General features: G+C 54.3%; 14 protein-coding genes. All 14 read right to left on the bottom strand.

Going from position 1 to position 11,131, the window contains the following annotated elements; translation table 11 throughout:
* Positions 1-79: 79 nt before the first annotated feature.
* Complete coding sequence (locus EPA93_RS36740; RefSeq protein WP_129892291.1) at positions 80-1,192, bottom strand: DUF4097 family beta strand repeat-containing protein; 1,113 nt, start codon at positions 1,190-1,192, stop codon at positions 80-82.
* 166 nt (positions 1,193-1,358) lie between these two features.
* The gene (locus EPA93_RS36735; protein WP_129892290.1) at positions 1,359-1,925 is read right to left on the bottom strand and encodes an MFS transporter; all 567 of its coding nucleotides are present in this window, start codon (positions 1,923-1,925) and stop codon (positions 1,359-1,361) included.
* A gap of 229 nt (positions 1,926-2,154) precedes the next feature.
* On the bottom strand, positions 2,155-2,610 hold the full coding sequence (locus EPA93_RS36730; protein ID WP_129892289.1) for a DUF3054 domain-containing protein: 456 nt from the start codon (positions 2,608-2,610) through the stop codon (positions 2,155-2,157).
* A 26-nt stretch (positions 2,611-2,636) separates the two neighbouring features.
* Positions 2,637-2,795 carry a CcmD family protein gene (locus EPA93_RS36725; protein WP_129892288.1) on the bottom strand — a complete coding sequence of 53 codons (159 nt, stop codon included), beginning with the start codon at positions 2,793-2,795 and terminating at the stop codon, positions 2,637-2,639.
* A gap of 16 nt (positions 2,796-2,811) precedes the next feature.
* Complete coding sequence (locus EPA93_RS36720) at positions 2,812-3,552, bottom strand: cytochrome c biogenesis protein (RefSeq protein WP_129892287.1); 741 nt, start codon at positions 3,550-3,552, stop codon at positions 2,812-2,814.
* A gap of 43 nt (positions 3,553-3,595) precedes the next feature.
* Positions 3,596-4,264 carry a heme exporter protein CcmB gene (locus EPA93_RS36715; RefSeq protein WP_129892286.1) on the bottom strand — a complete coding sequence of 223 codons (669 nt, stop codon included), beginning with the start codon at positions 4,262-4,264 and terminating at the stop codon, positions 3,596-3,598.
* The gene (gene ccmA, locus EPA93_RS36710) at positions 4,261-5,031 is read right to left on the bottom strand and encodes a heme ABC exporter ATP-binding protein CcmA (protein ID WP_129892285.1); all 771 of its coding nucleotides are present in this window, start codon (positions 5,029-5,031) and stop codon (positions 4,261-4,263) included. The genes EPA93_RS36715 and ccmA overlap by 4 nt, the downstream gene beginning before the upstream one ends.
* Entirely contained in the window at positions 5,028-6,269 is a 1,242-nt protein-coding gene (locus EPA93_RS36705) for a transthyretin-like family protein (protein WP_129892284.1), read from the bottom strand. Before EPA93_RS36705 ends, ccmA begins: the two co-directional genes overlap by 4 nt.
* Positions 6,253-6,606, bottom strand: coding sequence for a hypothetical protein (locus EPA93_RS36700; protein WP_129892283.1), 354 nt, complete (start codon positions 6,604-6,606; stop codon positions 6,253-6,255). The genes EPA93_RS36705 and EPA93_RS36700 overlap by 17 nt, the downstream gene beginning before the upstream one ends.
* On the bottom strand, positions 6,606-7,145 hold the full coding sequence (locus EPA93_RS36695; protein ID WP_129892282.1) for a cytochrome c-type biogenesis protein: 540 nt from the start codon (positions 7,143-7,145) through the stop codon (positions 6,606-6,608). The genes EPA93_RS36700 and EPA93_RS36695 overlap by 1 nt, the downstream gene beginning before the upstream one ends.
* On the bottom strand, positions 7,142-9,151 hold the full coding sequence (locus tag EPA93_RS36690; protein ID WP_129892281.1) for a heme lyase CcmF/NrfE family subunit: 2,010 nt from the start codon (positions 9,149-9,151) through the stop codon (positions 7,142-7,144). Before EPA93_RS36690 ends, EPA93_RS36695 begins: the two co-directional genes overlap by 4 nt.
* A 132-nt stretch (positions 9,152-9,283) precedes the next feature.
* Positions 9,284-9,736, bottom strand: coding sequence for a cytochrome c maturation protein CcmE (locus tag EPA93_RS36685; protein WP_129892280.1), 453 nt, complete (start codon positions 9,734-9,736; stop codon positions 9,284-9,286).
* 13 nt (positions 9,737-9,749) lie between these two features.
* On the bottom strand, positions 9,750-10,208 hold the full coding sequence (locus tag EPA93_RS36680) for a hypothetical protein (protein ID WP_129892279.1): 459 nt from the start codon (positions 10,206-10,208) through the stop codon (positions 9,750-9,752).
* A 17-nt stretch (positions 10,209-10,225) separates the two neighbouring features.
* On the bottom strand, positions 10,226-10,879 hold the full coding sequence (locus EPA93_RS36675) for a TlpA family protein disulfide reductase (protein ID WP_129892278.1): 654 nt from the start codon (positions 10,877-10,879) through the stop codon (positions 10,226-10,228).
* Positions 10,880-11,131 lie beyond the last annotated feature (252 nt).

Here is an 11,131-nt window from a genome sequence, read left to right as displayed (position 1 = left end):
AAAGCTACCGGAGGGTATTCCTCCGGTAGCCTTGTACGAGCGCGGTGACAAAGAGCAATTGTCTGGGTACAGTATATTATTACTGCTTGCCTACAGTTATGTCCCCACCGCTCTTTGAGATCAGCTGCAAGGAAGCGCGCGGGCTATTTCCAAGCGTGTCGCTATCAAACTTATTGTGATAGTCGCCAGATGTCGAATGAGTGATCTGCACTGCCGCATCCTGGGGAAGCGATACGTTAATATCACCAGAGCTAGTGCTCATACTGTAAGTGCCACTGGGATTTAAAGAGCCGCCGAAACTGACATCGCCACTGGCCGCCTCTAAGTGCGACTGACCGCTCAAAGTACTGTCTTTAAACGCGATATCGCCGTACTGTATTTTGGCGCTCATCTGGCCCTTGAAATGTATAACCCTGATATCGCCACCACCGTTTGTCACCAGGTCAGCCTTTCCCTCAACATTGCCCAGCTGAATATCTCCATGCACGCTATTAGTGCTTATCTGCCCATTAAAATTGTTGATGGACACATCCCCGCCGTTTTCCTCAATCTGTACATTTGTCGTATCGGGCACCGTAATATCAAGCCTGGTAGAGGTATTAAAGAACGAGGGTGACGCGCCATTTACCTGAACAGTAAGCGTGCTACCATCCTGACTATAGCTCACGGGCACAGAATTACCCTTATCTGGTTTGGAAGTGCGGGCGTTGACGACTATCTTGCCAACATCGCCTCTATGGACCATGATATCACTATTCGTGCTCTTAACTGCCAGAACAGGGCTATTGCTTACCACAAAGCTGCGGGTAGACGTAACGGCATTCAGGGCGATAGGCTTGTCCTTGGAGAACTGCCAGCCAAATAAAAAGCTAAGCCCTATTCCAATAAAGACGACCAGGAGAACGACGCCAAGAGCACGCAAACCCACACCTGGAGATTTTCGCTGTGGCTGGATCTTCCCGCCGCCTTGCTGCAGTTGGCCGGGATCTATATTTCTTTCATAGCCACGATACGTTTCCGAGGACGGCCCGCGATAGCCCTCATAGCCCTCCTCGTATTCACCATATGCATGCTCTGCTTCGCCTTGATGGGGTTCAGGCGCGAAGCGCTGCTCTCTCGGGTCTGTATTGTGCCTGCTCTCGCTTTGGGCCTGCTTCCCCTGCTCGGCAAACATCCCCTCCTGGTTTCCCATGAATGGCTCCTCGTTCTCCACGAAATCTAGCTAACAGCAACATTAGCAAGTGAAGTGGTAACTATATGATGTACGAAAAGACTGAATGAGAAGTTGCATCAGGGCCTATGATGATATCGGAATGCGCCGTGTAGCTCTAGCGCATTCCGACCCCTGCTATTATTCCCTACTGCTGCTGCGGAGGCATCTCTTGAGGATATTGTGCCTGTGGCTGATCATACTGCGCGGGATAGTTGTACTGTTTGCCTCCCTCGTGATAGGTCTCCTGCGCCTGCGGGGGCGCGGCCTGATAGCCCTGCTCATAGGACTGGGGAGAAGGCTCTCCCTGGGGAGGCCTGTACGGCTCCTGGTACGAGTTCTGCCGCTCATAGGGTTGCTGATAGTTGGGCTGCTGCCCATACGAGCTTCCTGTCATCCCTGCGATACCTGCCATGATCTGGCGCGTAAAGGCGCCAAGAATTATCGAAAGGCCGACGACAACGAGAATCGCGGGAAAGAAGCCAAAGGCGAAACAGTAAGCCAGGCCCAGCATCCAGAGCGCCGCTTGCAGGCCGCCATAGATCGCTCCCGGCTTGCGTGAACTGAGCGAACCAAGGAAGGATACGCAGGCAATACCTACGAATAATAGCGGTAGGAATAAATGCGAATTTCCTTTGCCCGCCATGAAAGCAATTGCTAAAAACACAAGAAAAAAGCCGCCGCCGGCACCGCCCCAGACATTACGGTTTCTCATTAACACCCCCTGCAGAGTAGCACGCTCTGTATCAGAAAACTAGCTTCAGACTGAGCGAAGATGTATCAACGCTTACTCTACTATACGAATACGGGCTGTAGATATCAAATCAGACATAATAAGCCCAAAGGCATAGAACATAGTACGCCTATTCACCTCGCAAAGATCATACAGTACCTACCGAGCTATGTCAATTCTGACAGGGGCATCTCCACAGGCTTGTCACCCTCTAGCGACCCTCCTTTTGGCGCATACGCTGCATAAGCGAAAATGGCCAGCGCCAGATGAGCAAGAGCAGGGCATTGGCCAGCAGTGAGATCAGGGCAAATGTCAAGGGCACAATAGCATGATCCACAAAAACGCTACGCAGAATCAGGGCGACCGGCCAGGCACAGACCCAGGCCAGGAGAGTACGTTTCACCATCCTCAGCGGGTCGGTATCCACGTCGCGGCGATATACCTTCAGGAAGGGCGCGACCACAAACCAGGCAAGCGCAAACGGGAGCGCAGTTAAAGCGATTTGGAGCAAGGCATCTAAGCCAGCCGCCTCGCCATGGCTGCGCCGTCCCAGCGCGGCAAATATGAGGAATACCAGCGCGTCTCCGATCACCAGATTAATCAGGCGTCCCAGATTCGATTTCGTCGTTGTTGCAACCGTTCCTGCCGTCTTATTTTTTGTCGTCATATATATTTTTTCTTTCAGCTCCCTTTTTACTGCTCTTCTTGTCCGCTCTGCTCGCGCACAAGTTCCTCTACAGCCGCGAGCTCAGTGCGTACGCCACGAATGCGCATCATCACCACGGCTAGATACGCAAACAGTACAACCCACACGATAGCATAGGCAGCGACGAGATAAGTAACGCCTTGCATAGATAGCTCTTCTTTCTTATTCAACGCTGGCTCGCAAAGCCTGGGCCCGAGCCTGCAACCTCTGTAACTGATAGATCTGGATCATTAGAAAACTATACAACAGCAAAAAGCTTACCAGGGCCACCAGCATAGTAATGAGCACCTCTGGTGGCAACGCTCCCTTTGGGCCAACCTCGGCCTGGGGATGCATGCCGCGCCACCATTGTACTGATAGATAGATAATAGGCACGTCGAAGACCCCCACGATAGCCAGTACAGCACCAGCATAGGCGCTCGCCGTCGTCCGTCCCATATAGCTGCGCAACATCAAATAGCCTACAAACATAAACCAGAGGATCAGGGTTGCCGTTAACTTGGGGTCCCAGACCCACCAGGTACCCCATGTTGTTCTACCCCAAATCGAGCCAGTAATCAAGCCCAGCGAGATGAAGATGGCGCCGATCTCGGCCGAAGCGCGCGCTAGCCAGTCCCAACGCTCATCCCTTTTTAGAATATAGCCAATGCCGCCCGCAGTCACTACGCCAAAGGCAAGCATACCTACCAGCGAAACGGAGATATGAAAGTAGAAGATACGCTGGGACTGTCCCTGTACTGCATCGGTTGGCGCGTACAGAAAAGCCATAAAGATAGCGATCAGGATACCGATCAGGGCCAGCCCGCCAAGAATCAGGGAAGCAATAGGCAGTCCCGCGGCTTGCTGCCCGGATGGTGCTTTGCTGTGTAGCTCAACGCCTGTTTCGCGTTTTGCCAGGGCCATATGTCTGCTCCTATACGTCAGGGCACGCAACTTGTGCCCGCAATTATTCCTCTATGACATATTGAAAGGTGAGCATCGAAACGCTCAAGAAAATGATATCAAAGGCAATGATCAAGCCCAGCCAGGGTGGCTCATTGACCAGGGGCGTCATGAGATCTTCGGTCGCACGCACCGCCGCAATCACTATAGGTACAATCAATGGGAAGACCAGGATCGGCAAGAGCAGCTCGCGGGCCCTGGTGGCCGCCGCCATCACTGAGAACAGCGTCCCGATAATGGCAATACCTAGCGTGCCCAGCAGCACAATGGGGATCAACCCACCAACCAACAACGGCACATCAAACAAGATAGCAAATACTGGCAAGGCCACAATTTCTACTACACCGATAAATAGCAAATTTCCTAACAATTTTGCAAGGTAGATAGCTTTTCGATCTACCGGGCACAGTAACAAACGGTCAAGCGTACCGCCCTGCTCGCGCTCGGCGGCTATCGTGCGCCCCAGACCAAGCAGGCTGGCAAAGATAAAGGCGATCCATAAAGCCCCCGGGGCCACGGCGTTCTTGTTATCTACGCGTAGATCGAAGGTGAAATTAAAGACGACTAGCACCAGCAAGGCGAACATGCCCATGCCCAGCCAGGTTTGCTTGCTGCGCAATTCGCAGCGGATATCCTTCCACAGAATCGCCAACACCTGCCTGAAAAAGCTCATCTCACCTTCTCCTGATAGATTTGCTGCAGCTTCTCCAGCGTTAAGGTTGCCGTTGGCATTTGCGTGACGATGCGCCCGCCACTTAAGAGCGCCACATTATCGCTGAAGCGCAGCACATATTCAAGCTGATGGGAGGTAAAAAGCGTGGTACCTCCGCCTTGTCTATGTTCATTTAGTAGGGCTTCGACCAGCGCATGTCCTTCTTGATCCAGGCCCGTATCTGGCTCATCCAACAAAAGCAGGCGCGGCTCATGCAGCAAGGCGCGTGCCCAGGCCAGGCGCTGCAGCTGTCCACGCGACAACGTACTGACGCGCTCGTGTATGCGCTTTGTCAGGCCCACACGCTCTAACAGCGCCTGCGCTCTCTCGCGAAGCTGGGCGACGCCATACATCTGCCCAAAGAAGAGCAGATTTTCGTTGGCAGTCAATTCCTCATACAGGTATGGCTGATGAGCCACAAAGCCGATGAGCTGCCGTATGCGCTGCGCATCGCGCTCCATTTCCAGGCCCTCAATCCTGATTGTCCCCTTGCCGGGTCGCATCAAGCCGGCCAGCAGGCGCAGCAGCGTCGTCTTGCCAGCGCCATTCGCGCCTAGGAGGGCCAGGCGCTCGCCCCGATAGGCAGTCAGATTGACCGCGCGCAGGGTTGGCTTGAAGCCATAGCTTTTCTTGAGGCCCTTGACTTCAAGGGCAATTTCGCCTGCCTGCTCTTGAGTCACTTCTTTCAGCTCTTCCACGCCGCCTTCCAGGGCCGAGCGAGTTCTCATCGCTGAGCCGCCTCCTCTTCTCGCATGACAGAGCGCAAACGGGCCTTGGCCTTGGCGCGCCGCTCCTGATAGACTGCTTTGCTCAACTTGCCAGCCTCAAAGTCTTTATCAAGTTCGAGCAATTCGTTCAATAGGATCTGCCGGCGATCCGTCGATTTCGTCTTCTTGCCATCTGGGACGGCTTTAGCCTGCCCCGTTTTGGCCTTTGGCGCCGCTTGCATGCGCCTGGCCCGATACAGGAAGAAGCCTACAAAGAGCACTGCAACCACCACCAGCAGTGCGACGATCAGCCAGATATTGCCGGTGTTCACTTGCGCCGAGGGCGTGGAGACTGCCAGGCCTTCCAGCTTCATGCCAACTTCTTGCCTGGCCAGCAAACCGGTGGCTCTATAGAGCTGATAGGGATGCTGATCGGCGGTCACGGTGCCCTGAGCCGTCAGTTTATCTGGTTGGGCATGCAGCGCCGGGGCGACGAGAAACGAGAGGGCCACTGTCGGATACATCGCTACATAACGATAATTATAGGTTGGCGAGGTAGCCGGCACCTCGAACGAGAGCGAGAACTCGTTATCGCCGGGCAGCACTGCGGCATTAGTGGCAAAACCCTTATCGATGGCGATGGCTTTATAGCCGCCAAAGCCTTTGTTCAAGGAGATATTGCGCGCCCCCTGCGGCAGAGAGAAGAAGAGCGCCTTTGGCTTGCCCTGTGAGGCATCCAGCGAGCCAACAAAGCTACGGGTATCAAGATTCTTAAAATCGAATAATTGCGAGACTGTCACGGTTCCCGTATGCGGATCTGGCTCATGAATCAAGACTGTGGCCTGCACGATAGCGAGCTTAGAGGGGTCCTGCGTCGGCTCATAGACTGTCAGCTTGAGCTGCTGCTCTGGCTTGCTGTCAAGGGCAACCAGGTCGGTGATATACTGTGCGCCCTTGTAGTTGATATAGGCGGCATAGCTCAGTGTCTTATCCGTTGATAAGTTAGAGAAGGCAAAGTTCCCATGCGCATCGGTTGTGGTCGTGCTGAGATCGCGCGCACTATCGCCCTGGGCCACCTGGAGCGTGACCTTCTGTTCTGCCAGCGGCGCGTTATTATTAGTCCCATCCACTAACTGCCCCGAGATATGCCCGCTTCCACCTGCCGCCTGGGCTGGGAGGGCAAACAAGGGCAAGCCACACAGCAGCAGGCCAAAGATAAAGGCAAGGCATAGATTAAGGCATTTATTGGGCTTGATCACTACTCTTTTCCTTGATTTGCTTCAACTGCTCTTCGATCATCTCATCAAGCTCCTGTTCGCGATCATAGCGCGATTTTAAAGCTACCAGGGCATGGCGCATATAGCGCTCACGCAGGACACCATAATCCTTTTCGGAAAGATTGCCAAGCTGATAATCCAGCTCAACTTCGTGCAAAGCCTGGCGCGCCGCTTGCTCACGCTCCTGCGGCTCGTCTGCGTCCCGCGCTTCTATTTTACTGGCTACCGCAGGAGCCTCGATCGAGGGGCGGCGATAGAGCGGATAGAGCACAAAGGCCAGAGCCAGGATACCCAGGCCTACAGCCACGACAATGGACATTAGCGCGCCTCCGTTCTGTAACGCTCAAAGAGCGGATCATCGGAGGCCAGTTCGCGTTCCAGCTCAGCCCGATAGCGCTCTAGCTCGGATTGAGCAAGGCCTTCAAGTTCTTTCTCTTCCCTCAGACGCGTAGCAGGCGCCGGCGTGCTCCACTCACGGAAGGTAAAGAAGAGCAAGGCGGCACCAGCGCACAGGAGAGCAATCGGGGCCAGCCAGGCCAGTAGGGCAAAACCCTGCCAGGGCGGGCTCCAGATGATGCTTTGCCCGTAGCTGCTCACAAAGGATTGCATAACTTGCTGCTCTGACTTGCCGGAGCGCAACTGCTGACGTATGACATCGCGCATCTGGTGCGCCAGTAATGTAGGCGAGTCGGCCACCGATTCGTTCTGGCAAACCGGGCATTTGAGCTGTGAAGCCACTTGCTGCACGCGCTGATCGAGCGAAAGTTGCTGCGGCGCACGCAGGAGCATGAAGCACCAGATCGCCAGCACCACGGCGACAACTCCCAGCACTAGAAAGAACGGACGTCTTTGCTTCATGCCACAACTCCTTTGGCCTCGGGCTGCGCGGCTTTAGGGGCTGCTTCTCTTGCCACACGCGCCACCCGTCGTCGCTCAGGCCACCAGCAGATCAGGCCGCCCAGAAGCATGAGCAGGCCACCATACCAGACCAGCGGCACTAAAGGATTGATGAAAAGCTGCAAGGTTGCCTCTGTGGCTCCCTGATAATCGGCGAACACAATATAGAGGTCGGTCAGGCCAGAAGAGAGAATTGGTATGATGCTGGCCGGCTGATTCCCATAGTTGCGATAGATGATGCGTCCAGGATAGATATAGCCCTGTGACTGGCCATTGCTCCACAAGCGCAATTGAGCCGTGACTGTCTCTCTATCCGACTCCTGCATATCGATATTGCCCATGAAGGTAATCTGATAGCCACCAATGCTGGTATCCTGGCCGGCTTTGAGTACGGCGTCATGCTTCACCTGGAAGAAGGCTGAGCCGATGATGCCCACAACGAGCATGACCATGCCAAGATGGACCAGGTAGCCGCCATAGCGCTGCCGATAGCGCTGGAAGAGCATGTAGACCGCGAGCACATAGGGCTCGCCATGAGCATGGCGCACACGCGCACCACGCCAGAGCTCATAAAGAATGGCTGTCGCCGTAAAGGCGCAGATCGAGAAGCCGATGTTGGCTACAACATTGGTTACCCCGGCAATAGGCAGGATAGCCGCACACACAGCCGTGACAATGGCCGGGACGCACAGATTGCGCCATAGGGCTGCCAGCGAAGTACGCCGCCAGCCCAGTAGTGGCCCGACGCCCATCGCCAGCACCAGCACGCCAATCAACGGACCCACGACCTGGTTATAGAATGGCGCCCCAACGCTCATGGTCTGGCCGCGCAAGAGAGCCGTAACCAGCGGAAAGATTGTGCCCCAGAGCGTGGCAAAGGTAATACCTATGAGGAGCAAGTTATTGAAAAGAAAGACGCCCTCGCGCGAAACTACCGAATCAAACTCCTGCTCAGCCTGCAGCCTGGGTAAACGATATAAGAACAGCCCGCTGGAGAACGCCACGACGATTACCAGGAAGGTAAAGAAATAGGAGCCGATATCCGAATAGGCAAACGAGTGTACTGAGCTGATCACGCCGCTGCGCACTTCGTAGGTTCCGAAGATGGCAAGAGCAAAGGAGGCAATGACCAAAAACAGATTCCAGACCTTGAGCATGCCCCGTCGCTCCTGCACCATGGCCGAATGCAGAAAAGCAGTTGTCGTCAACCAGGGCAAGAGCGCAGCATTTTCTACCGGGTCCCAGCTCCAATAGCCGCCCCAGCCCAGAACGTGATACGCCCACCAGGCCCCCAGCAACAGACCGGCCGTCTGGATGGTCCAGGAAGCCAGCGCCCAGCGTCGAATCGAGCGCAACCACTCATTATTTAGCACGCCGGTCACCATCGCCGCAATGGCCAGGGCATAGGGCACCGAAAAGCTCATAAAGCCCATCAGCAAGAGAGGAGGGTGAATCAGCATACCGGGGTCCATCAGCAAGGGATTGAGCCCATTGCCGTCATCTGGCGCAACCGGTACACGAACAAAAGGATTGGAGGCGGTGGCGAGGACAATTAAGAAGAAGAGCTCGATGCCCATTAAAGTTGCTAGAGTATAGGGCACCAGGGTCTTCGGTGCGCGGCGCGAAGTGAAAACAAAAAGAGCCGAAAAAATTGCCAGCATTACGGCCCAATAGAGCAGCGAGCCCTCCTGGCCGCCATAGAAGGAGGCCACTGTAAAATACCAAGGCATCTCACGGCTCGAATGCTGCGCAACATATCTTACTCCAAAGTCATGGGTAAGGAAAGACACGACGAGAGCAGCAGCAGCCAGCAGCAGGAAAAAAGCCACGGTCAGCGTGCTCAATTTCGCGCTGGCAACCAGTTGTGCCTTATTACGGACTGCCCCCAGGACAGCAATTACGACAGTATAGAGGGCAAAGCCCGTTGCAAGGATAAGTGCAATAATACCAATATCTGAGAAATACACGGCTTTTCCTCTCTGCGTAAGCAGCATGAGCAGCCCTTGAGGCTACATGTCTGCTACGCGTCTCTCCTCGTGTATTAGTAGTAGGGGCTGAGCTTATCCCAGCCCGCGCAGCGCCAAAAATGTATCGTGGCCTTACTTAGCGCTAGGCGTTGCCGACTGAAACTTCGACGGACACTTGGCTAGCAATGTCTGAGCCTGAAATGGCCCCTGTCCGGCATAATGTCCTTCCACTACCACCTGAACGCCAGGACGAAATATATCGGGGACAACCCCACTATACATAACACGCATCGACTGCTGGCTATCGGCCATCGTAAATTGGATGGTCTGGTTCTGATCATTGCGCTGCACAGAGCCAGCCTGCACAACCCCTGCCACGCGCACATTTTGCATAGCGCAGGTAGTACAATGCTTCAATTCCGGCACGGTCATATAATAGACTGCATTGGCCTGTGTATTGGCATAGACAAGATACATTATTGCGCCTAATATAGCGATCCCGGCAAGGAGAAAGCTCAATGGCAAGCGCCTCTTGCGCGGCGCCATTTTCCGTTCCTCACCCGCCACAGTCATAGCAGACTGCACAATTTGACCTCCATTAATGCGGCGCGATGGCTGCCTCAAACAGAGCGTTGAGGAGCGCGCCGAGTACAAATACCAATATGCCCAGAGCTAGCATGAGTTGCGGGGCCACTCTTGAGAGGCGCGTTGAACGTTTTGCCAAACGGCGAATATTGCTCTGTGCTAAATAGAGCGCCAGGACAAATAAGCCAATTGCTCCCGCTACTTTCAACACCAATACTACAATATAAGACAAGCCCAGCGTCGTTCGGCTCAGGCGCTCAAAAACGAGATAGCCCCCGCTCAGGAATAACAATCCCATGCAAAGGTTGATCATGCGCTTGAAGCCATCAGCGATACCGGCCGCAACTTTGGGAGCAGGACCGCCCTCTCGTAAGGCCGGCCCAATCACGATTTGATACATGATGCTGCCGCCAACCCAGGCTGTCGCTGACAGAATATGCACAGCGCGCACGATCCAGAGTATCTCCAGCATGGCCCCGTCATCCCATTCTATGGCACGAGTTTGGCCATCTCATGCTGCAAGGCTTGCTCATTCAGCTCACCCAGCCACTTGCCAACGACCACACCATTGCGATCAATAAAGTATGTCTCAGGAAATTTGGTTGTGCCAAAGCTTATCGCCGTCGAGCCATCTACAGTATCCTGCACGTTTAGATAGGTCATGCCCTGACTTTGCATAAAGTTGAGCGCTGCCTTGGAATTCTCGGGACCATCCACTCCCAGCAAGACTACGCCCTTGGCCTTGAGCTGTTGCGTCCAGGCCTTCTGGAGGAAAGGCGCCTCCCGCTTACATGGCTCGCACCATGAGGCCCAGAAATTGACGATGACAGGCTTGCCCTTAAAATCCGACAGGCGGATATCGCCCTTGCTCTGATTGAGGGCAGACAGCTTGAAATCTGGCGCCTGCTTGCCAAGCAGCGGACTGTTAACGGCCCCGACGTCGCTAGCGCTCCCCGCCGAATTATTGGTGGGCAAATTCGCTGCCGGGGTGAGCAATTGAGTCCAGAGCAAGATCAATAGTCCAGCGTTCAGCACGCTTACAACTGCAAATATGATAATACTGCGCTTACGCGAGCGCTTCTTACCAATCTCGGGCTCCGCTGGCTCTGTACTTTGTAGCGTTTCTGGTACAATACTATCCATAAAAATATCTCTGAGATATGCGTAACAAATTACATTTAGAGAGATTATGGTGCCTGAGCCTGATAGTCAACTTGCAGGTAATTAAGCGGACCTTACAATGACCTGAACGTTTGGAATTTATTTTCCTTGCAGGTTTTTGTAAGGAAATCGAGTGGAGGCGGCAAAGAGATAACGCAGCAGTAAGGATCGCGGCCTTTGGCCGTATCCCCCTTGAAGACGAGCGAGTCCTTTAAGCCCGAGGCACGCTTATAG

It is taken from the genome of Ktedonosporobacter rubrisoli (assembly GCF_004208415.1).
Taxonomy (GTDB): Bacteria; Chloroflexota; Ktedonobacteria; order Ktedonobacterales; family Ktedonobacteraceae; genus Ktedonosporobacter; species Ktedonosporobacter rubrisoli.
This window is presented reverse-complemented; position numbering and strand designations above follow the sequence as displayed.